The sequence below is a fragment of the Micromonospora peucetia genome (genome assembly GCF_900091625.1).
Classification (GTDB): domain Bacteria; phylum Actinomycetota; class Actinomycetes; order Mycobacteriales; family Micromonosporaceae; genus Micromonospora; species Micromonospora peucetia.
Genome location: NZ_FMIC01000002.1, coordinates 2182079 through 2202860, shown reverse-complemented (window position 1 = coordinate 2202860; position 20782 = coordinate 2182079). Strand labels below are relative to the sequence as shown.

The 20782-nt window shown below is 71.7% G+C and carries 19 protein-coding genes; 17 read left to right on the top strand and 2 right to left on the bottom strand.

From position 1 onward, the window contains the following. The first annotated feature begins 12 nt into the window (after positions 1 to 12). From GA0070608_RS10345 to GA0070608_RS10300, 10 genes are all read left to right on the top strand, one after another. A complete protein-coding gene (locus tag GA0070608_RS10345; protein WP_091625808.1) occupies positions 13 to 873 on the top strand; it encodes an Fpg/Nei family DNA glycosylase in 861 nt (286 codons plus the stop codon). 265 nt (positions 874 to 1138) lie between these two features. After that, positions 1139 to 2707, top strand: coding sequence for a sugar transferase (locus GA0070608_RS10340; RefSeq protein ID WP_176733950.1), 1569 nt, complete (start codon positions 1139 to 1141; stop codon positions 2705 to 2707). A gap of 38 nt (positions 2708 to 2745) precedes the next feature. Beyond that, complete coding sequence (locus GA0070608_RS10335) at positions 2746 to 3996, top strand: sensor histidine kinase (protein ID WP_091625800.1); 1251 nt, start codon at positions 2746 to 2748, stop codon at positions 3994 to 3996. Between the two features lie 80 nt (positions 3997 to 4076). Next, positions 4077 to 4838 carry a LytR/AlgR family response regulator transcription factor gene (locus GA0070608_RS10330; protein ID WP_091634809.1) on the top strand — a complete coding sequence of 254 codons (762 nt, stop codon included), beginning with the start codon at positions 4077 to 4079 and terminating at the stop codon, positions 4836 to 4838. Positions 4839 to 5317: 479 nt separating this feature from the next. Next, positions 5318 to 5968, top strand: coding sequence for a DUF5701 family protein (locus GA0070608_RS10325; protein ID WP_245715757.1), 651 nt, complete (start codon positions 5318 to 5320; stop codon positions 5966 to 5968). A gap of 173 nt (positions 5969 to 6141) precedes the next feature. Then, positions 6142 to 6591 (top strand): DUF485 domain-containing protein, encoded by a 450-nt coding sequence (locus GA0070608_RS10320; protein WP_245715756.1) that lies wholly within the window; start codon positions 6142 to 6144, stop codon positions 6589 to 6591. Position 6592: 1 nt separating this feature from the next. Then, positions 6593 to 8233: a sodium/solute symporter gene (locus GA0070608_RS10315; protein WP_091625797.1), complete on the top strand. Its 1641-nt coding sequence runs from the start codon at positions 6593 to 6595 to the stop codon at positions 8231 to 8233. Positions 8234 to 8335: 102 nt separating this feature from the next. Beyond that, entirely contained in the window at positions 8336 to 9100 is a 765-nt protein-coding gene (locus GA0070608_RS10310) for an ABC transporter ATP-binding protein (protein WP_091625793.1), read from the top strand. Further along, positions 9085 to 10785 (top strand): ABC transporter permease, encoded by a 1701-nt coding sequence (locus GA0070608_RS10305; RefSeq protein ID WP_091625789.1) that lies wholly within the window; start codon positions 9085 to 9087, stop codon positions 10783 to 10785. Before GA0070608_RS10310 ends, GA0070608_RS10305 begins: the two co-directional genes overlap by 16 nt. A gap of 53 nt (positions 10786 to 10838) precedes the next feature. Continuing rightward, positions 10839 to 11333 carry an SRPBCC family protein gene (locus GA0070608_RS10300; protein ID WP_091625786.1) on the top strand — a complete coding sequence of 165 codons (495 nt, stop codon included), beginning with the start codon at positions 10839 to 10841 and terminating at the stop codon, positions 11331 to 11333. A gap of 58 nt (positions 11334 to 11391) precedes the next feature. Here the strand turns inward: GA0070608_RS10300 and GA0070608_RS10295 are convergent, their stop codons facing one another. Both GA0070608_RS10295 and GA0070608_RS10290 read right to left on the bottom strand, forming a co-directional pair. Beyond that, entirely contained in the window at positions 11392 to 11589 is a 198-nt protein-coding gene (locus tag GA0070608_RS10295; protein WP_091625783.1) for a DUF397 domain-containing protein, read from the bottom strand. Beyond that, a complete protein-coding gene (locus GA0070608_RS10290) occupies positions 11586 to 12371 on the bottom strand; it encodes a helix-turn-helix domain-containing protein (protein WP_091625779.1) in 786 nt (261 codons plus the stop codon). Before GA0070608_RS10290 ends, GA0070608_RS10295 begins: the two co-directional genes overlap by 4 nt. 470 nt (positions 12372 to 12841) lie before the next feature. Between GA0070608_RS10290 and GA0070608_RS10285 the strand changes: the two genes are divergently transcribed. From GA0070608_RS10285 to GA0070608_RS10255, 7 genes are all read left to right on the top strand, one after another. Then, positions 12842 to 13549: a flavin reductase family protein gene (locus GA0070608_RS10285; protein WP_141719618.1), complete on the top strand. Its 708-nt coding sequence runs from the start codon at positions 12842 to 12844 to the stop codon at positions 13547 to 13549. A gap of 161 nt (positions 13550 to 13710) precedes the next feature. Continuing rightward, on the top strand, positions 13711 to 14082 hold the full coding sequence (locus GA0070608_RS10280; protein ID WP_091625769.1) for a DUF485 domain-containing protein: 372 nt from the start codon (positions 13711 to 13713) through the stop codon (positions 14080 to 14082). After that, a complete protein-coding gene (locus GA0070608_RS10275) occupies positions 14060 to 15733 on the top strand; it encodes a solute symporter family protein (RefSeq protein WP_091625764.1) in 1674 nt (557 codons plus the stop codon). The genes GA0070608_RS10280 and GA0070608_RS10275 overlap by 23 nt, the downstream gene beginning before the upstream one ends. A gap of 103 nt (positions 15734 to 15836) precedes the next feature. Further along, the gene (locus GA0070608_RS10270; RefSeq protein ID WP_091625760.1) at positions 15837 to 16814 is read left to right on the top strand and encodes a UDP-glucuronic acid decarboxylase family protein; all 978 of its coding nucleotides are present in this window, start codon (positions 15837 to 15839) and stop codon (positions 16812 to 16814) included. Positions 16815 to 16891: 77 nt separating this feature from the next. Next, the gene (locus GA0070608_RS10265; protein WP_091625755.1) at positions 16892 to 18127 is read left to right on the top strand and encodes an LCP family protein; all 1236 of its coding nucleotides are present in this window, start codon (positions 16892 to 16894) and stop codon (positions 18125 to 18127) included. Between the two features lie 232 nt (positions 18128 to 18359). Beyond that, the gene (locus GA0070608_RS10260; RefSeq protein WP_091625751.1) at positions 18360 to 19571 is read left to right on the top strand and encodes an LCP family protein; all 1212 of its coding nucleotides are present in this window, start codon (positions 18360 to 18362) and stop codon (positions 19569 to 19571) included. 155 nt (positions 19572 to 19726) lie between these two features. Then, positions 19727 to 20764 (top strand): LCP family protein, encoded by a 1038-nt coding sequence (locus GA0070608_RS10255; RefSeq protein WP_091625747.1) that lies wholly within the window; start codon positions 19727 to 19729, stop codon positions 20762 to 20764. Positions 20765 to 20782 lie beyond the last annotated feature (18 nt).

Sequence of the window (20782 nt, the reverse complement as noted above, 5' to 3'; positions counted from 1 at the left end):
TACCGTTGGCTGGTGCCCGAACTACCGGAGGTTGAGGCGCTCGCGGGTTACCTGCGTGAGCGCGCGGTGGGCCGGCGTGTCGACCGGTTGGAGGTCGCCGCGATCAGCGCCCTGAAGACGTACGATCCGGCGCCGACCGCCGCCGCCGGACGGGCCGTGACGGATGCCCGCCGGCACGGCAAGTTCCTCGACGTGGTGCTCGACGGCGACCTGCACGTGGTGGTCCACCTGGCCCGGGCGGGCTGGCTGCACTACCGGGAGGCGTTCTCGTCCGCCGCCCCGCTGCGCCCCGGCAAGGGTCCGGTCGCGCTGCGGGTACGCCTCGACGACGGCTCCGGCTTCGACCTGACCGAGGCCGGCACCCAGAAGAGCCTCGCCGTATACCTGGTCACCGACCCGCAGGCGGTGCCCGGGGTGGCCCGGCTCGGCCCGGACGTGCTCGCCGCCGACCTGGCCACCTTCACCGAGCGGATGCGCAGCCGCCGGGGCCAGGTCAAGGGGGTGCTCACCGACCAGACGGTGCTGTCCGGCGTCGGCAACGCGTACTCCGACGAGATCCTGCACGCGGCGAAGCTGTCGCCGTTCGCGATCACCGACCGGCTGACCGACGACCAACTGGCGGCCCTGCACACGGCGACCCGGCAGGTGCTCGGCGACGCCGTCTCCCGGTCGGTGGGGCAGAAGGCGGCCGAGCTGAAGGGCGAGAAGCGCTCGGGGCTGAAGGTGCACGCCCGGACGGGGCAGCCCTGCCCGGTGTGTGGGGACACCGTCCGCGAGGTCTCGTTCGCCGATTCCAGCCTCCAGTACTGCGCGACCTGTCAGACCGGCGGGAAGCCGCTCGCTGACCGAAGGTTGTCTCGACTCGTACGGTGAGTAACGGTACTGCCGGCTACGGAACGGATTCAGCCGTCCCGCGCCGAAGGTCTGAGTTGCGGCTCCACCGGGCCCGCCATCCATCGGTATAGTGGCTCGGTCCCCGGCTTCTGAAAGGCAGCGGAGCCGGCCAGACGCCCGGCGGCAGCACACCGGCGCGTTGTCCCTCGGGTCAGCGCACGGGTCGGCGCCCGCGTGGGAGACTGGGACGGTGGGCGACCCGGGTCCTCACGGCGAGTGAGCGGCCCGTGTCATGCGGGAGGACATGGATGAGGTGACGACAGGCCTCCAGCGCCCGGTAACCAACACAGGCCGGAGCAAACTCGTGCGGCACGTCGACAGCTTCGAGATCCAGCCGCCTGCGTCGCCCCACAACGGCGTACCCCGGTCCGCGTGGGCGCGGGCCCGCCGTCGCGTGTCGCGCTGGCACCGCCCCTACATCACTCTTCTGCTGCTGCTCGACTTCGCAGCCGCCGCGGTCGCCAGCGTGATCGCCATCGAGACGTTCGACCAGTCGCGGGCGGGCTTCTACAACGCCGAGCAGGACCCGACGTGGTTCCACACGGTGGCGTTCGCCCTGCTGCCACTCGGCTGGGTGGCCAGTCTCTGGGCCAACCGCTCGTACGACCGACGCTACCTCGGCCTCGGTCCCGACGAGTACAAGCGGGTGATCCGGGCCGCCGTCGCCGTCACCGCGACGGTCTCCTTCCTCGCCTTCGCCACCAAGACCGACCTGTCCCGCTACACGGTCGGCACCGCCCTGTTGGCGGCGTTGCTGCTGATCCTGCTGAACCGGATCCTCTGCCGCTTCGTGCTGCACGTGGTCCGGCGCAACATCGGCCAGGCCAGTCACCGGATGGTGCTGGTCGGCACCCTGCCGGAGTGCCTGGAGGTCTACACCGCGGTCACCCGCAACCCGTCCGCCGGGCTGGTGCCGGTCGCCATCCACATCACCGACGGCTACGCCGCCGCCAAGGGCATGGAGACCCCGGTCCCGGTGTACGCGGGCCGCGACATCCTCGCCCTGATCCGGGAGGTGGGCGGCGACACGATCGCGGTCTGCGGCTCGGCCAGCGCGGAACCGGGCGAGCTGCGCCGGCTGGCCTGGCAGTTGGAGGGCTCCGGCGTCGACCTGGTCGTCGCCCCGCAGCTGACCGACATCGCCGGGCCCCGGGTGCACATCCGGCCGATCGAGGGCCTGCCGCTGCTGCACGTCGAGGAACCGACCCTCTCCGGGCCGGCGCTGCTGGCCAAGAACCTGATGGACCGGGTGGCCGCCGGCCTAGGCCTGCTGATGCTGGCCCCGGTCTTCCTGGCCATCGCGATCGCGATCCGGGTCTCCGACCCCGGCCCGGTCTTCTTCCGCCAGCCCCGGGTGGGCCACGAGGGCCGCACCTTCCGGGTCTGGAAGTTCCGCACCATGTACGTGGACGCGGAGGACCGGCTGGCGAGCCTCGTCGACCGGAACGAGAACGACGGCATGCTGTTCAAGATGAAGGAGGACCCCCGGGTCTTCCCGGTGGGCCGCTTTCTGCGGGCCTCCTCGCTCGACGAGTTGCCGCAGTTGATCAACGTGTTGAAGGGCGAGATGTCGCTGGTCGGGCCCCGTCCGCTGCCCGCCGACGACGGCGACTTCCTCGGCGACGTCCGCCGCCGGCTGCTGGTCCGGCCGGGCATGACCGGGCTGTGGCAGGTCTCCGGCCGCTCCGACCTGTCCTGGGACGAGGCGGTACGGCTCGACCTCTACTACGTCGACAACTGGTCGCTGGCGTACGACCTGAGCATCCTGTGGCGCACCGTCGGGGTGGTGCTCGCCCGCAAAGGCGCGTACTGACCCTTGGCGTGCGGGCCGACAGGGGCCAGGATCGCTGCGTGGGTGGCAACCTCTCGGGCGTCTTCGGCGTCGTCTCGCTGGCCGCCGCGCTGGGCGCGGCCCTGTTCGCGGTGCTCCGGCTGCGCGCCCGGCGGGGCATCGCCACGGCCACCCAGCGGGCCACGTACGAGGTGCTGCACACCGCCGGGCTGGCCGCCGAGCCGCTGCGCGCGGGACTGAACGCCGCGAACGCGGCGAAGGCCGTACGTCATCTGCGGGCGCTGGTGGGGGCGGCCGGGCTGGCTCTCACGGACGAGGAGGGGCTGCTCGCCCTGGACGGGCGGGGCGGGCACCACCACGTGCAACTGGTCGCGGCGGCCCGGCGGGCCGTGGCGGCGGGCCGGTCGACCGTGCTCGGCGACCCGGAGCTGCACTGCGACCGGGTGGACTGCCCGGTGCGCGGCGCGGTCGTCGCCCCGTTGACCGGTGCCGACGGGCGCCGGGTCGGCGCGCTGGTCGCGGTCGCCGACGGCCAGCCGGCACCCGGCCTGGTGCAGGCCACCCTGGAGACGGCACACTGGGCCGGCAACCAGCTCGCCCTGGCCGAGCTGGACTCGTCCCGGGAGCGGCTGGCCCGCGCCGAGGTACGCGCCCTGCGTGCGCAGATCAGCCCACACTTCATCTACAACGCGCTGACCGCGATCGGCTCGTTCGTCCGCACCGACCCGGACCGGGCCCGGGAGCTGATCCTGGAGTTCGCCGAGTTCACCCGGTACTCGTTCCGGGCGCACGGCGAGTTCACCACGTTGGCCGAGGAGCTGCGCTCGATCGACCGCTACCTGACCATCGAGCGGGCCCGGTTCGGCGACCGGCTCCAGGTACGCCTCCAGATCGCCCCCGAGGTGCTGCCCGTGACGCTGCCCTTCCTCTGCCTGCAACCGCTGGTGGAGAACGCCGTCCGGCACGGGTTGTCCCGCAAGCCGGGCACGGGCATGGTGAGCATCGAGGCCCGGGACGCGGGCACCGAATGCCACATCACCGTGGAGGACGACGGAGTGGGGATGGATCCGACCACGCTGACCGCCGGCATCGCCGAGCTGGCCGGCGCCGCCGGGGACCCGGGCGACGCTGCGCTGGCCGGCGTCGGAGACGACCCGGGCCAGCACGTCGGGCTCTCCAACGTCGACGAGCGGCTCCGGTCGGTCTTCGGGGACGGCTTCGGCCTCGTCGTCGAGACGGGTCTCGGCTCGGGCACGAAGGTGAGCATGCGGGTGCCGAAGTTCCATCCCGGCGTACGGGCCGGCTCGTGACCGACCGGGCCGACCGGGCCGACCGGGCCGACCGGGCCGACCGGGCCGAGCGCGGCGACCGGGCCGAGCGGATCGGCGCGGTGAGCGCGACCGGGTTTTTGCGGGTGCTGGCGGTCGACGACGAGCCGCCGGCACTGGACGAGCTGGCGTACCACCTGCGGGCCGATCCCCGGGTGGCCCGGCTGCACACGGCGGGCGACGCGACGGAGGCGCTGCGGGTGCTCCGCGACGGCGACGTGGACGTGGTCTTCCTCGACATCCGGATGCCCGGGCTGGACGGCATGGAGCTGGCCCGGGTGCTGCGCCGGTTCGCCCGGCCACCGGCGATCGTCTTCGTCACCGCGTACGACGACGGGGCGGTGGACGCGTTCGACCTGGGCGCCACCGACTACGTCCGCAAGCCGGTACGCGCCGAGCGCCTCGCCGAGTCGCTGCGCCGGGTGATCGGCTCGCGGGTGGTGCCGTCGCACCCGGCAGCGCTGGCCTGGACGGAGGAGGATCCGACCATCCCGATCGAGCTGGCCGGCACCACCCGGATGCTGCCCCGCTCGGCGGTACGTTGGGTGGAGGCACAGGGCGACTACGCCCGCCTGCACACCGCCGACGGCTCGCACCTGGTCCGGGTGTCCCTGGCGACCCTCGCGGAGCGTTGGGCGGACGCCGGGTTCGTCCGGATCCACCGGTCGTACCTGGTACAGCTCAAGCTGATCGCCGAGCTGCGGCTGGTCAACTCAGGTTACGTCGTGGTGATCGACTCGGCAGAGCTGCCGGTGAGCCGTCGGCACACCCGCGAGCTGAAGGACAAGCTGGTCCGCGCGGCGAAGCAGGACTGGAGCCGCTGACCGACCCGACGCCGCTGCGGCACCACTGCGGCTCACACCCCTCATGGGGCTCAGGCGTCCCACCGCTCACGCGGCTCATCGGCGGGGCCCCACCGCGCTCCCCGGACATCGTCACCCGGCCACTGTCGAGCTGCCCCATCCATGGGACCGGCGGATACTCACCACCGGTCGCTGTTCTGCGTTCGTCCGGAACAGAGCAGGGAAGCGGCGGCGCGGCGTCGAGCCCGGCCCATCCCATGGAACCGGCGGCGCTCACCACCGGTCGCTGTCGAGCTGCCCCGCCTGTGAGACCGACCCCTGGTGTCTCCCCGGTCCCATAGATGGGGCAGCTCGACAGCGCACCTGCTCCGGTCCCGCTCCGTTCCGGTCCAGTTCGATCAGGTCCAGTTCGATCAGGTCCCAGAATCAATCCCTCGACGGGAATAGGCCCGTCGGGGCGTACGCTGTACGGTACTCCGTACGACAAAGAGGAGGCCGCCTTGTTCGACGCCGCGACCGAATTCGACCGCCAGCTCGACCGGCTGGTGGAGCTGGGCTACCCGGCCCTCGCCGAGCTGACCGAGAACGCCTTCCGTGACCTGGTCGCCCCGCTGCGCGCGGCGGCCGTCGCCGGGTCGGCGGACCTGCCCGCCCCGACCGAGGGACGGGTGCCGTTCCTGCTGGTGATCACCCGCGACCTGGTGCCGGTGGAGGAGCGCGTCGCCCTGACCACCCTGGCCGGCAAGCGGAAGCCGGGCATCGTCGACCGGCACTACGCCGAGGGCGACCTGCCGAAGTTCGACCCGATCAAGGAGCTGGAGGTGCCGGCCGGCCCGGCGTACCTGCTCTTCGACGTCGACCGGGGCGAGGAGACCGTGAACCTGGCCCCCGCCGCCGCGATGGAGGTGATCACCGGCCAGGGCCGGCTGCCGCTCACCATCGACGAGGGGCTCGCTTTCGTCACCCTGCACCCGGAGGCGCTGGCGAAGAACAAGTGCTTCTCGCTGGTCGGCTCCCGCTGCGGCGACAAGCGGGTGCCGGCGATCTGGATCAGCCAGAACGCTCCGAAGCTCGGCTGGTGCTGGTACGGCAACCCGCACACCTGGCTCGGCTCCGCCTCCGCCCGCCCGGAGCGCATCGGCCTGGGGTGAGCGGCACGGCGGGGTTGCCACGCAGCGGTTCCACCGAGTTATCCACAGGGGCGGGGCGTTTTCCACAGGTTGTGCACAGCCCGGTGTGGACAGCTTTCCCCGAGCCGCCCCGCGACGGGGGCGACGCCGACCGCTGCCCTTGACAATCGCGGCGATCGGGCGAGACTGCCGGAATGGCCGCTGCCGACGATCCCGTCCCGGCGCCCCGGTCGAGCCGGCCCGGGGTGCCGGGGCAGGCTCCGGTCGCCCAGCCCAGGACCCGGATCGTGCTGGCCGAGGTGTCCCGCCGGGAGGACCGGGCGGACCGGGCGGAACGCACCCGCGCCGAGCTGGCCGAGCAGACCCGGGTCGGCGACGCCCTCGTCCGAGGGCTGGTCCGCGCCCAGTTCGCGCTGGCCCTGCGGCTCTCCCTGGTGGTGGCGATCGGGCTCGGCGGACTACCGTGGCTCTTTGCCGTCGCGCCCGCCGTCGGCCGGGTCACCGTGCTCGGCGTCAACCTGCCCTGGCTGCTGCTCGGGGTGGCGTCGTTCCCGTTCCTGATCGCGGTCGGCTGGGCGTACGTGCGGCTGGCCGAACGCAACGAGCAGGACTTCACCGACCTGGTCCAGCGGCCGGAGCGCTGAGATGGGCAACGGCTTCGTCGTCCCGGCGATCGTGGCGGTCACCCTGGTCACCGTCGCCATCGGCTTCTACGGGCTGCGGCTGGCGCGGACCACCTCCGACTTCCTGGTCGCCTCGCGGGCGATCAGCCCGACCTGGAACGCCGCCGCGATCGGCGGGGAGTACCTGTCGGCGGCGAGCTTCCTCGGGGTCGCCGGGCTGATCCTCAAGTACGGCGTCGACGTGCTCTGGTATCCCGTCGGCTTCGCCGCCGGCTATCTCGCCCTGCTGCTGTTCGTGGCCGCGCCGCTGCGCCGCTCCGGCGCGTTCACCCTGCCGGACTTCTGCGAGCTGCGGCTCGGGTCACGCCGGCTGCGCACCCTGGCCACCATCTTCGTGATCTTCATCGGCTGGCTCTATCTGGTGCCGCAACTCCAGGGGGCGGGGCTGACGCTGGCCACGGTGACCGGCTCGCCGTACCCGTTGGGGGCCCTGTTGGTGGCCGTGGTGGTCACCGCGAACGTCGCGCTCGGCGGCATGCGCGCGATCACCTTCGTGCAGGCCTTCCAGTACTGGCTGAAGCTGACCGCGCTGGCCGTACCGGCGATCTTCCTGGCGTTGCAGTGGCAGGCCGACGCCCGGCCGGCGGTGACCCCGCCCGACGGGCCGACGTTCCGGACCGCGACCACCGTCGTGGTCGAGCACCGCGCGACCCTCACCCTCCCCGACGGCCAGATCCGGGAGGTACGCCCCGGCGACGAGCTGTCCTTCGCGGCCGGCGAACCGGTGCCGGAGGTGTCCGGGGTCGCCACCGACGCGGCCGACTGGCTGCTGCCCAGCACCGCCGGGGACGACGACCGGGGCCTGTTCGCCACCTACTCGCTGATCCTGGCGACGTTTCTCGGCACCATGGGATTGCCGCACGTGCTGGTCCGCTTCTACACCAACCCCGACGGCGCCGCCGCCCGCCGCACCACGCTGGTGGTGCTCGCCCTGGTCGGAGCGTTCTACCTGCTGCCCACCATCTACGGGGTGCTCGGCCGGATCTACACCCCGCAACTGCTGGTCACCGGGCAGACCGACGCGGTGGTGGTGCTGCTGCCCGGCGCCGCCCTCGGCGACGGCACCACCGGCCGGCTGCTCGCCGCACTGGTCGCGGCAGGCGCGTTCGCGGCCTTCCTCTCCACCTCGTCCGGGCTGCTGACCAGCGTCGCGGGGGTGATCTCGACGGACGTGCTGGGGCGGGGCTCGGTACGCGGCTTCCGGCTCGCCACGGTGATCGCCGGGGCCGCGCCGACGGTCCTCGCGCTCAACCTCGCCGGACTGGACGTGTCGCAGGTCGTCGGGCTGGCCTTCGCGGTCGCCGCGTCCAGCTTCTGCCCGCTGCTGGTGCTCGGCATCTGGTGGCGCGGCCTGACCGACCTTGGCGCCGCCGCCGGGATCCTGGTCGGCGGCGGCGCCGCGGTCGGGGCGGTGCTGGTCACGGTGCTCGGCCCGCCGCTGTCCGGCTGGCCGGCCACGCTCACCGCGCAGCCGGCCGCCTGGACGGTGCCGCTCGCCTTCACCGTGATGGTGGCGGTCTCCGTGGCGACCCGCCGCCGGGCGCCGGCCGACGTCGGTGCCACCATGCTCCGCCTACACGCCCCGGAGGCCCTACGGCTGTAAGGAAGGGCCGTTGAGCAGGCGCCGGTGGGTACGCCTCGGGGATGACCGGGGATCATCCTGCGGCCGGAGCGATGCCGGGCGCCGGCCGGATACGGTCGACGCATGACTGCTGAGCATCCGGCGCTCTCCCTGCGTGGCCTGGCGAAACAGTTCGACGGCAAGGTCGCGGTGGCCGGTGTCGACCTCGACGTCCCGGCCGGTTCCTTCTACGGCCTGCTCGGCCCGAACGGCGCGGGAAAGACCACCACCCTGTCGATGGCGGTCGGGCTGCTCCGGCCGGACGCAGGCAGTGCCTCGGTGCTCGGGCACGACGTCTGGGCCGACCCGGTGCGGGCGAAGCAGCTGCTCGGTGTGATGCCTGACGGCGTACGGCTCTTCGACCGGCTCACCGGCGCCGAGCTGCTCGGGTACCACGGCCTGCTGCGGGGGATGGACCCGACGGTGGTCGACCAGCGGGCTGCGGAGCTGCTGGACGTGCTCGCGCTCGGCGATGCCGGCCGGACCCTGGTGGTGGACTACTCGGCGGGCATGAAGAAGAAGATCGGCCTGGCGTGCGCACTGCTGCACGGCCCCCGGCTACTCGTGCTGGACGAGCCCTTCGAGGCGGTCGACCCGGTCTCGGCCGCGCTGATCCGGGACATCCTGCACCGGTACGTGACCGGCGGCGGGACGGTCGTCTTCTCCAGCCACGTCATGGAGGTCGTCGAGCGGATCTGCTCACACGTGGCGATCCTGGCGGCGGGCACCATCAAGCGGGTCGGCCCCATCGACGAGGTACGCGGTGGCCGCTCGTTGGAGCAGGTCTTCGTCGAGGTCGTCGGCGGCCGTACGGCGACCGGCGAGGAGTTGGCGTGGCTGTCGCGGTGAGCGGACCGGCCGTCTCCGCCCCGCCCGCCCGGCGGGTCTCGGCCCGGCACTTCGTCCGCCTCAAGCTGCGGGTGATGGGCAACAACTTCCGGGGCCAGGGCTGGCGGGTCGCCCTCTTCGTGGGCGGTGCCGTGGCCGGGCTCTGGTTCGCCGGCACCGGCTTCTTCCTCTTCGCCGCGCCCGGCCTGGTCGACGGGAGCCGCTACGCGCTGATGGTCGCCGCCTTCGGTGGTGGCCTGACGGTGCTCGGCTGGCTGCTGCTGCCGCTGGTCTTCTTCGGGGTGGACGAGACGCTGGACCCGGCCCGGTTCGCGCTGCTGCCGCTGCCCCGCCGCACGCTCGTCACCGGGCTCTTCGCCGCCGCTCTCGTCAGCGTCCCCACGATCGCGGTGCTGCTGGCCCTCTCCGGTCTGGTGGTCACCGCCGGGGCGATGGGCGGCTGGTTCGCCGCCGTGGTCGCCGCCGTCGGGGTGGTCGCCGGGCTGCTGCTCTGCGTCGCGGCGGCCCGGGCGGTCACCAGCGCCTTCGCCACCGCGCTGCGGTCCCGTCGGGTCCGCGACCTGGCCGCCGTGCTGCTCGCCGTACTCGCCGCGCTGCTCGGGCCGTTGCAGCTGCTGGGCGTCGCAGCCCTCGGCGACGCCGACTGGGACCGGCTCGACGGGGTGGCCGAGGTGGTCGGCTGGACCCCGTTCGGCGCTCCCTGGACGGCCGGGATCGACGTGGCCGAGGGTCGTCTCTGGGCCGCGCCGGTGAAGCTGCTGATCACGGCGGCGACGATCGTCGCGCTGCTGACCTGGTGGTCCCGCTCGCTCGAATCCGCGATGGTGGGCGCGGCCAGCTCCGGTCCGGCCCGCGCCCAACGGGGTGTGACGGGCGGAGCGGTCGCCCAACTCTTCCCGAGGGCTGTCGGCTGGGCCCGGCGGGACCGGTTCGGCGCCCTCGTCGCCAGGGAGGCCCGCTACTGGTGGCGGGACGCTCGACGCCGGGCCAACCTGATCACCGTGGCGGTCGTCGGTCTCTTCGTACCGGTCATGGTCAACCTGGGCGGCTCGGGTTTCACCATCGACAGCGAGCAGGGGTTCACGGCCAGTCCCGACTCGTCCCCGCTGCTGGCCAGCCTGTCGATGCTCTTCGTCGGTCTGCTCGCCGCCGTCACCCTGGCCAACCAGTTCGGCTTCGACGGCAGTGCGTACGCGGCCAACGTGGTCGCGGGCGTGCCCGGCCAGCAGGAGTTGCGCGCCCGGATGGCCGCGTTCTCGATCTACATCGTGCCGATCCTGGCGGTGATCTCCGTGGTCGCCGCGGTGGTCCTCGGCGAACCCGGTTGGATCGGGCTGATGGCGGGCACCCTGTTCGCCACCTACGGCGCGGGGCTGGCGGTGAACTGCTTCGTCTCGGTGCTCGGGGCGTACTCGCTGCCGGAGACGAGCAACCCGTTCGCGTTGAACAGCGGTGCCGGGGTGGCGAAGAGTTTCCTCACCGTGCTGGCGATGCTCGCCACGATGGTGGCGGCGGTGCCGATGGTGCTGGCCGCCGGGCTGCTCGGCGGGGTCTGGCTCTGGCTGGCCCTGCCGGTCGGTGCGGCGTACGGGCTGGGGGCGGCCCTGCTGGGCGCGTACCTGGCCGGCGACGTGCTGGACCGCCGGATGCCGGAGCTGCTCGCCACGGTCACCCCGCGCCGCTGACAGCGGGCCGCTGCCCGGTGGCTGTCGTTGCCGGTCGGCGGCACAATGGCCCGATGCCCGTCGTCGAAGCGGTGGTCACCGTGCCGGTCCCGCCCGAGCTGGCCTTCGCGGTCTCCCAGACCACCGCACCCGTGCGCTACCGGTGGGACCCGTTCGTCCGGGAACAGCACTTCACCGACGGGGCGACCCGGCCCGGCAAGGGGGTGCGGACCTTCACCCGGTCCCGGCACGGCCTGGCGATGGTGAGCGAGTATGTCTCCTGGGCGCCGCCGAGCCACGTCGGGATGAAGATGGTGCGCGGGCCGTGGTTCTTCGAGATGTTCGCGGGCGGCTGGCGGTTCGCGCCCGCACCGGAGCCCGGCCACGCGATCGCCACCTGGCGGTACAGCTTCCGGTGCCGGCCCGCGTTCCTCCGCCCGGTTGCGGACCGGATCGGATCCTGGCTGCTCGGCCGCGACATCCGCCGCCGGATCGCCGGGTACGCCGCTGGTTGCACGGACCCGGAGGTGCTGGCCGCCGCCCGCCGGTCACTCGCCGACGACGACTGACCACCCGGGGGTACGCCCACCCGGCCAGACCGGCAGCGGGCGCGATGGTGCAGGGCGCTCAGCCGGCTCGGGTGGACCGGAGCACGCCGACGAACGACCGCCAGCCGTCGGGGCTGAACGTGAGGGTCGGGCCGGAGCGGTCCTTGCTGTCGCGCACCAGCACGGCCCCGGGCAGGTTGTCGGCCACCTCCACGCAGTTGCCGCCGGAGTCGGTCGATCGGGTCGACGTGCGCCAACGGGGCTCGGCAGCGGTCATGGCGTCACCTTCAGCTTCCGGATCAGATCCAGCGAGGCGCTCGTGGACAGCGCTTCGCCGAGCACGTTATCCCACTTTCGGTCGATCAGGCCGACCGTCTCGGGGTCGTTCATCACGTGTCCCCGGGCGGCGTTCTCCAGGTAGACCGCCCGCTCGCCGTCCGCCAGCTCGACCAGCACGAAGCCGCCACCGAGGCCGACGTGCTGGCCGACGCTGAGCGGGACGACGTGCAGCCGGACGTGCGGTAGTTCGGCAACCTCCAGGAGCCGCCCGAGCTGCGCGTCGAGCACGGCCGGGCCGCCGACCGGGCGGCGCACCGCCGTCTCGTCGAGCAGGAAGACGATCTGCGGTGGATCCGCCCGGTGCAGCAGTTCCTGGCGCTCCAGCCGGATCGCGACCAACTCGTCCACGGTCGCCGACGGATGCAACCCACCTGCGGAGATGACGGCCCGCGCGTACTCCTCGGTCTGGAGCAGGCCCGGCACCAGACAGGGCTCGAAGGCGCGGAGCCGGGTCGCCTCCTGCTCGTAGCCCCGCCAGGGGACGAACCAGGAGGGACCGCGTTCCCGGTCGGCCTCCTTGAGCAGCTCGGCGAGGAGGCCGCCGGTGTGCAGCGCCTCGTCGGCGGCGACGGCGAACTCCATCGTCGGGCGGCGTCGGCCGGTCTCGATGGCGGCGATCAGCGACGGGCTCCACTTGACCAGCGTGGCCAGGCCCTCCTGGGAGACGTCGGCACCGGCACGGGCGGCCTTGAGCGCCCGGATCCACATGTCGAAGTTCATCACTCACCCATCCGGTAAGTACGCGAACGCGCTCCGTAGTAACCGCTGGCATCCTCCCGTGTCCGGGCCGGCAAGTCCAGGGTGGAAGGCACGCGGCCCGGCCGGTGGAGGCGACGACCCGGCGGCCGGTCCTGCGTCGGGCCGCCCGGTCAATCCCCCGGCCGGGGCGGCCCCCACCGAGGAGGCCCCATGCCCGACCCGTCCCGCCCCCATCCCGGCCCGACCCACTGGGAAGATCTTGGAAAGAAGCGGCCCCTGGAGGGGCCGAAATCGTCCAAGATCCCGCGCGACGGTGTCGCTCGGCGTGCGGGGGCGCGTCCGTGAGCCGGTTCGTTCCGCACGCGCCGATGCGGCCACTCTGGCGGTGCCGAGCCTGCGGCGCACACTGGCCGTGCCAGCCGGCCCGCCTCGCGCTGCTGACGGAGTACCGGACGGACCGCCCGTCCCTGCTGATCTACCTCGGCACGTTGATGGCCGAGGCGGCCGGCCAGCTCGCCCAGCTCAACGGGCACGCCCCGCCAGCCGGCCTGCACGGCCGCTTCCTCGGCTGGGCCCGCGCCCGGGGGCCTGGTGACGAGCGGGGTGGGGCCGGAAGCCTGGCCTGCCACGATGCGGTCCATGCCCGGCGAGGTGGGGCGGGGGGCAGAATGTTTCACGTGAATCAAGAGCCGGGCGCCGAGATCCACCACACCGACCCGTTCGCCGTGCCCGCCGGGCAGCGCTCGCCCGTACGCCGGCTGCGAGGTCGGCTGGCGTCGCCGGTGACGCTCTGGACGGCGCCCGAGCCGGCTGGCCTGACGGTGTCGTCCACGCTGGTCGCGGAGGGCGAGCCGGACCGGCTGCTCGGCCTGGTCGACCCGGAGTCCGACCTGTGGGCGGCGGTCGATTCCGCCGGCCGGTTCGCGGTGACCCCGCTGAACCCGTCGCACCGACAGCTCGCCGACCGGTTCGCGGGGCTCTTCCCGTCCCCGGGCGGCCTGTTCGCGGTTGGGGCATGGACCGACACCCCCTACGGCCCGGTGCCGGCCGACGCTGGCGGCTGGGCGGGGTGCCGGCTCGACACCGCCCGCGAGTACGGCTGGGGCCTGCTGGTCGAGGCCACCATCGAGGCTGTCGAGCTGGCCGGCGAGACGGACCCGCTGCTGCACTACCGGGGCCGGTACCGCGAGCTGACCTGACGACCGGCTACCGCTAAACGGAGTGAGCTGGGTCACTCGGCGCAGTGAACATGCCGTTCGGCGCAGCCGCCGACCGACGTCGATCTCGCCCTTCCCCGGCGGGGATCGCGCTTTCTACCGTGCGCGAAACTCCCCACGCCTGTGAAGGTGGTGATCCACAAATGTCCACGGACACACCCGCGTCCACGCCCGCCGCCTCGGCGGCGGACCGGTACGTCGCCGTACAACGTTCGGACGAGTTCGCCGGGTTACGGCGCACTCTGCGCGGCTTCATCTTCCCGATGACCATCGCGTTCTTCCTGTGGTACGCGCTCTACGTGATCCTGTCCGCGTACGCGCGGGACTTCATGGGCACGAAGCTCTTCGGCAGCAACATCAACGTCGCCCTCGTCTTCGGCCTGCTCCAGTTCGTCTCCACCTTCCTCATCGCCTGGCTCTACTCCCGGTTCGCCGACCGGAAGATCGACCCGATCGCCGACCGGATCCGCGCCGAAATCGGGGAGGTGGGCCATGAACACGGTCCTCGCGGCTGAGGCTGGCAACACCACCGCCCGCAACCTCACCATCACGCTCTTCCTGGTCTTCGTGGCGGTGACCCTGGCCATCACCATCTGGGCCAGCCGGCAGACCAAGACCGCCACCGACTTCTACGCCGGCGGCCGGTCCTTCTCCGGCTTCCAGAACGGCATGGCCATCGGCGGCGACTACATGTCGGCCGCCTCGTTCCTGGGCATCGCCGGCATGATCGCCCTCTACGGCTACGACGGCTTCCTCTACTCGATCGGCTTCCTGGTCGCCTGGCTGGTGGCGCTGCTGCTGGTCGCGGAGCTGCTGCGCAACTCCGGCCGGTACACGATGGCCGACGTACTGGCCTTCCGGATGCGCCAGCGCCCGGTGCGGACGGCCGCCGCCGTCTCCACCATCACGGTGTCGATCTTCTACCTGCTGGCGCAGATGGTCGGCGCGGGCGCGCTGGTCGCGCTGCTGCTCGGCATCAAGCCGGGCACGACGTTCCTCGGCATGGACGCCGACACCGCCAAGGTGGCCACCATCATCATGGTCGGCGCCCTGATGATCATCTACGTCACCGTGGGCGGCATGAAGGGCACCACCTACGTGCAGATCGTCAAGGCGTTCCTGCTGATGGGCGGCGCGACGATCATGACGGTGCTGGTGCTGGCGAAGTACAACTTCAACCTGTCGGAGCTGCTCGGTGCCGCCGCATCCTCCTCCGGCAAGGGCAGCGCCTTCCTCGAACCCGGGCTGCGCTACGGCGTCGAGGTGGCGGGCAACGCGACACAGACCTTCTACAACAAGATGGACCTGCTCTCGCTCGGCATCGCGCTGGTGCTCGGCACCGCCGGCCTGCCGCACATCCTGATCCGCTTCTACACCGTGCCGACGGCGAAGACGGCCCGCAAGAGCGTGCTCTGGGCGATCGGCATCATCGGCACCTTCTACCTGCTCACCCTGGCCCTCGGTTTCGGCGCCGCGGCACTGGTCGGCAGCGAGGCGATCACCGCGCAGGACAAGGCGGGCAACACGGCCGCGCCGCAGCTCGCCGAGGCGCTCGGCATCGACTTCCTCGGCGGCGATCTCGGCGGGGCCGCCCTGCTCGCGATCATCGCGGCGGTCGCCTTCGCCACGATCCTGGCCGTGGTGGCGGGCCTGACCCTGGCCTCCTCGTCCAGCCTGGCGCACGACTTCTACGCCAACGTGATCAAGGACGGGACGGCGTCCGAGCGGCAGGAGGTGCGGGTCGCCCGGGTCTCCGCCCTGGTGATCGGCGCGGTCTCGATCGTGCTGTCGATCTACGCGCAGAACCTGAACGTGGCCTTCCTGGTGGCGCTGGCCTTCGCGGTCGCCGCCTCCGGCAACCTGCCGGCGATCCTCTACAGCCTCTTCTGGCGGCGGTTCAACACCTCGGGCGCGGTGTGGGCCATCTATGGCGGCCTGATCTCCGCCGTACTGCTGGTGTTCTTCTCGCCGGTGGTCTCCGGGGCGGCCACCTCGATGTTCCCCGACCACGACTGGCAGTGGTTCCCGCTGTCCAATCCGGGCATCCTGTCCATCCCGTTCGGTTTCCTGTGCGGCTGGATCGGCACCGTGATCTCCAAGGAGCACGACGAGGAGAAGTACGCGGAGCTGGAGGTGCGAGCCATCACCGGCGCCGGCGCCCACTGACGGGTGTAAGGAAGGGCCCCTTGGAACCGTCTTATCGCCTGGCGGAGACAAGGGGTCCTTCCTTACGACAAGACGCCTCGGGGCAGTGGGTAGGCTGACCGGCATGAACGCTGATGCCCGCTTCGGACCCGGTCACCGCATCCTCGTCACGGGCGGCGCCGGCTTCGTACCGTCACACCTGGTGGACGCCCTGATCGCCCGCGGCTGCACGGTGGTCGCGCTCGACAACTTCATCACCGGGTCGAAGGAAAACGTCGCCCATTTGCTGGACGAGCCGAGGTTCACCCTGGTCGAGGCCGACATCTCCGACGGCCTGCCGACCCAACACCCGGCGATGGTCGAGCGGTTCGACGCCATCCTGCACATGGCCTCGCCAGCGAGCCCGACCGACTTCGAGAAGCTGCCGGTGGAGATCCTCCGGGTCGGCTCGGTGGCCACCCTGCACCTGCTGGACCGCGCGGTCGCGGACAGCGCCCGGTTCCTGATGGCCTCCACCTCCGAGGCGTACGGGGATCCGAAGGAGCACCCGCAGCGCGAGTCGTACTGGGGCAACGTCAACCCGATCGGCATCCGCAGCGTCTACGACGAGGCGAAGCGGTTCGCCGAGGCGGCCACCATGGCCTACCACCGCAGCCACGGGCTGGACACGGCCATCGTCCGGATCTTCAACACGTACGGCCCGCGGATGCGTCCGGACGACGGCCGGGCCATCCCGACCTTCATCTCCCAGGCGCTACGCGGCGAGCCGATCACCGTGCACGGCACCGGAAACCAGACCCGCTCGATCTGCTACGTGTCCGACCTGGTGCACGGCATCCTGCTGCTGCTCGACTCCCGCGAGACGGGGCCGATCAACTGTGGCACCGAGCACGAGATGAGCATGCGGCAACTGGCCGAGACGATCGTGTCACTCACCGGCAGCAGCTCCGAGGTGACGTACATCACCCGCAGCGCCGACGATCCGGAGATGCGCCGCCCGGACCTCACCCTCGCCCGCGAGCTGCTCGGATACGAGCCGGCCGTGACGCCCGAGGATGGTCTCCGACGCACGATCGAATACTTCCGCGAGCGGATGGTGTAGCCCACCCCCCGTCCGCCGCCGCAGACGTCGGCGGCGCTTGAGGGCGGTGGTGGCCGCACGTACGTACCCTGAGTTACATGTCAGCGACCATGCCCGCCGGAGTTCCCCTCCCGCACCTGCACCGCAGCGCCGGGCGTGCCTCGGTGCCCGGCCCCGGCCGGGACTCCGGCCGTACCCGGCCGGCCGAGGCCCACTGGTCCCCGTCACCGGACGAGCCACGGGCCGGCGGCCCGGGTGGCCCCACCGGGCCCGGCGGCCCCAGGGGGCCGGGAGGCCCGGGCGGACCGGACCGGCCGGGCAGGCGCGGCGTACGCCCCCGGTGGGGCCGGATCGCCCTGGTGGCCGGTGTAGCCGTGCTGGTGCTCGCACTGCTCGGCGGGGCGGGCGCCTGGTTCTACGCCCGCGGCCTCAACGAGGACCTGGCCCGCACCGACCCGTTCTCGGAGATCACCGGGGGCCGCCCGGCCAAGGCGGTGGACGGCGCGCTGAACATCCTGCTGGTCGGCAGCGACTCCCGGGACCCGGACGCCCCGGTCGACAAGTCCAGCAAGTGGCGGGCCGACACGATCATCGTGATGCACATTCCGTCCGACCACCAGCGGGCCTACCTGGTCTCCATCCCCCGCGACCTCTACGTGCCGATCCCGGAGGCCGCCAACGCCGACTGCGGCTCCGGGCAACGGGGGAAAATCAACGCGGCCTTCGCCTTCGGCGGGCTACCGCTGGCCGTCCGGACGGTGGAGTGCTTCACCGACGTACGGCTCGACCACGTGATGGCGATCGACTTCGCCGGCTTCAAGCAGGTCACCGACGCCCTCGGCGGCGTCGACCTGAAGGTCGAGCGGACCGTCACCTCGATCCACAAGCCGTACCGCACGTTCACCAAGGGCACCAACCACATGGACGGCGCCGAGGCGCTGGACTGGATCCGGCAGCGCAAGCAGTTCCCGGACGGTGACTTCGCCCGGATGCGGCACCAGCAGGAGTTCCTCCGCGCCCTGATGGACAAGGCAGCGAGCACGGGCACGCTGACCAATCCGAAGAAGTTGAACGACTTCCTCAAGTCGGTCACCGCCGCGGTCACCGTCGACAAGAGTTTCTCGCTGGTCGACATGGGGGTCCAGTTCCGCAACCTGCGCGGCGAGAACCTCACCTTCGTGACCAGCCCGCACGTCGGCAGCCAGACCATCAACGGCGAGTCGGTGGTGGTGTCGGACAAGGAGAAGGCGCTGACCATGTACAAGGCGATGTCGGCCGACACCATGACCGCCTGGGTCGCGGCCAACCAGAAGAAGGACGGCACCGGAAACTGACCCGCCCCGCCGGCCGGCCCTCTCGTGATCGACAGACGTCGTCACGGTTCGGAGGGTCGGCCGGCCGCTTCCTGTGAGCCAACCGCCGACCGGCCGCATCGATTTGGCCGTTCGGTCAGTTTCCCTGGGTGACGGCCGGACGAACCGCATTTGGCGGCCGGACGACCTCGCCAGGACGGGAATGCGTCCGTAAAGTGATCCCGCCCCCATGAAAACGCGAGCTGGAGCACGCATGCCGGTCCAGACCAGCCGTCGCCCTCCGGCGGCCGAGTCCCCCCGCGGCCCGGTCCGGGCCTCCACGAGCATCCCCAAGCAGCCGGTGAAGGGCGGAAAGTCCGGTAAGTCCGCGAAGAAGCGGTCTCGGCGCAAGGACCCCCTCTGGGCCCGGATCACCCTGATCCTCGGTGCCGTGCTGATGGTGACCAGTGGCGCCGCCGTCGTCGGCAGCAAGGTGCTGATCGACCAGGCCACCGGCAACATCGCCCAGCGCAACCTGCTCGGTGACGCGGGCAAGTCGGACGCCGAGGGCGGCAACAGCCTGGACGGCCCGATCGACATGCTGCTGCTCGGTGTGGACGCCCGCGAGAAGTCCTCGCCTGACGACATCCGCGCGGACAGCATCATCGTGCTGCACATCCCGGCGACGCATGACCAGGCGTACCTGATCTCGATCCCCCGGGACACCGAGGCGCACATCCCGGCCTTCAAGAAGACCGGCTGGGAGGGCGGCACCGACAAGATCAACGCAGCGTTCCAGGTCGGCGCCCGCAACGGCGGCGGCTGGGAGGGCGGCGCCCAGTCGATGGCCCAGACGATCAAGAAGATGACCGGGATCAGCTTCGACGGCGCCGCGATCATCAACTTCGGTGGCTTCAAGAGAGTCATCGACACCCTCGGCTCGGTGCGCATCTGCGTAAAGCAGGACGTCGAGTCGATGCACATGTCGTACGTCGACGGCAAGCCGATGTGGAACGCGGACGCGAAGAAGACCGGCAAGCAGAGAACGCCCGTGGTGCACAAGAAGGGCTGCCGCGAGATGGAGGGCTGGGCGGCGCTGGACTACTCCCGGCAGCGCAAGAGCCTCAAGAACGGCGACTACGACCGGCAGCAGAACCAGCAGCAGCTCATCAAGGCGATGGCGAAGAAGGCCACCCAGGACGGGACGCTGACCAACCCGCTCAAGATGAACAAGGTGATGGACGCGGCCGGCGAGGCGTTCACCCTGGACACCGGCGGCGTGCCCGTCGCCGACTTCGTCTTCACCATGCGCGGGGTGACCGGCAACGACCTGGTGATGCTGAAGACGAATGGCGGCACCTTCCACAGCGACGGCACCCGGGAGACGCTGAGTTCGCAGACCCTGGACATGTTCCGCGCGGTGAAACAGGACAAGCTGGCCGAGTTCGTCTTCGCCAACCCCGAGGTGGTTTCCAGCCGGGAGTAACACTTGGTCTCGCCGGGCCGGCTCGGCCTGGCGAGGCGGAGTCGGCGCGGCGGCCGGGCGATTCCGGCGAAGCCGCCCCGGTCGCTGGGCCAACTCGTAGCCTGACGTGAGAAGGATTCACGTACGGGTCGTGGGGAGGCGTCACGTCCAGATCGGTGGACGACGGTCGGGGCCGGTCCGGGGCCGACGCCCGGACCGCCCGGCCACGCCGCGTCCGCTGGCCCCGGCTGCTGCTCGGCCTCGGCCTGACCCTGGTCCTGCTGGCCGGGCTCGCCGTGGTCGGCCTGGAGGTGCTGAGCAACCGGTACGAGCGCACCGTCGTCCGCGAGCAACTGCTCGACCCCACCGCCCGCCAGAAGCGCACCGACCCCGACGGGCCGCTCAACTACCTGCTGGTGGGGACCGACCGGTGGCAGAGCGGCAGCGCGGCCGACCGGCGGTCGGACACCATCCTCATCGTGCACGTCCCCGCCGGCGGGCGCGAGGCGTACCTGGTCTCCGTACCCCGGGACCTGCTCGTCGCCATCCCCGCCGGCAACGGCTACGGCGGCGGCCAGGACAAGATCAACGCGGCGTACGAGCACGGCGGCGGCGGCCAGCCGGGCACCCGACTGCTCTCGGCCACCCTGTCCCGGTTGACCGGCATCCGCTTCGACGGCGCGGCCCTGATCGACTTCTCCGGCTTCCGCAAGGTCATCGACCTGCTCGGCGGGGTACGCATGTGCGTCGACACCGAGGTCCGCTCGATCCACACCGACCGGGTCTTCCCTGTCGGCTGCCAGCAGATGGACGGCGGCCAGGCGCTGGACTACGTCCGCCAGCGCTACGACCTGCCGGGCGGCGACTACGACCGGCAAACCCACCAGCAGCAACTGCTCCGGGCCGTGCTGGAACGCACCAGCGAGACGTCGCTGCGGACCAACCCGGTCAAACTGGACCAGGTGATCCGCGCCGTCGGCGGCTCGCTGACCGTGGACACCAACGGCGTACCGCTGGAGGACCTGGTCCTCGCGCTGCGCGACCTGCCGGCCGACGCGCTGCGCGGCGTGCAGGTGCCCTCCCACCCCCAGACCATCGACCAGGTGTCGTACGTGGTCCTCGACAACGCCGGGAACGGCCTGTTCGAGGCGGTACGCGGCACCCGCCTGCCGGACTGGGCGCGGGCCAACCCCCGCTGGGTCACCCGGCTGTGACGCCGGGGCCCGGCCCGC

Bases quoted from the DNA above. Each gene is read 5' to 3' on its own strand.
- GA0070608_RS10340 (WP_176733950.1), top strand. From the start codon at position 1,139: ATGGATGAGGTGACGACAGGCCTCCAGCGCCCGGTAACCAACACAGGC.
- GA0070608_RS10320 (WP_245715756.1), top strand. From the start codon at position 6,142: ATGGCCGCTGCCGACGATCCCGTCCCGGCGCCCCGGTCGAGCCGGCCC.
- GA0070608_RS10315 (WP_091625797.1), top strand. From the start codon at position 6,593: ATGGGCAACGGCTTCGTCGTCCCGGCGATCGTGGCGGTCACCCTGGTC.
- GA0070608_RS10310 (WP_091625793.1), top strand. From the start codon at position 8,336: ATGACTGCTGAGCATCCGGCGCTCTCCCTGCGTGGCCTGGCGAAACAG.
- GA0070608_RS10300 (WP_091625786.1), top strand. From the start codon at position 10,839: ATGCCCGTCGTCGAAGCGGTGGTCACCGTGCCGGTCCCGCCCGAGCTG.
- GA0070608_RS10295 (WP_091625783.1), bottom strand. From the start codon at position 11,589: ATGACCGCTGCCGAGCCCCGTTGGCGCACGTCGACCCGATCGACCGAC.
- GA0070608_RS10290 (WP_091625779.1), bottom strand. From the start codon at position 12,371: ATGAACTTCGACATGTGGATCCGGGCGCTCAAGGCCGCCCGTGCCGGT.
- GA0070608_RS10285 (WP_141719618.1), top strand. From the start codon at position 12,842: ATGGCCGAGGCGGCCGGCCAGCTCGCCCAGCTCAACGGGCACGCCCCG.
- GA0070608_RS10280 (WP_091625769.1), top strand. From the start codon at position 13,711: ATGTCCACGGACACACCCGCGTCCACGCCCGCCGCCTCGGCGGCGGAC.
- GA0070608_RS10275 (WP_091625764.1), top strand. From the start codon at position 14,060: ATGAACACGGTCCTCGCGGCTGAGGCTGGCAACACCACCGCCCGCAAC.
- GA0070608_RS10270 (WP_091625760.1), top strand. From the start codon at position 15,837: ATGAACGCTGATGCCCGCTTCGGACCCGGTCACCGCATCCTCGTCACG.
- GA0070608_RS10265 (WP_091625755.1), top strand. From the start codon at position 16,892: ATGTCAGCGACCATGCCCGCCGGAGTTCCCCTCCCGCACCTGCACCGC.
- GA0070608_RS10260 (WP_091625751.1), top strand. From the start codon at position 18,360: ATGCCGGTCCAGACCAGCCGTCGCCCTCCGGCGGCCGAGTCCCCCCGC.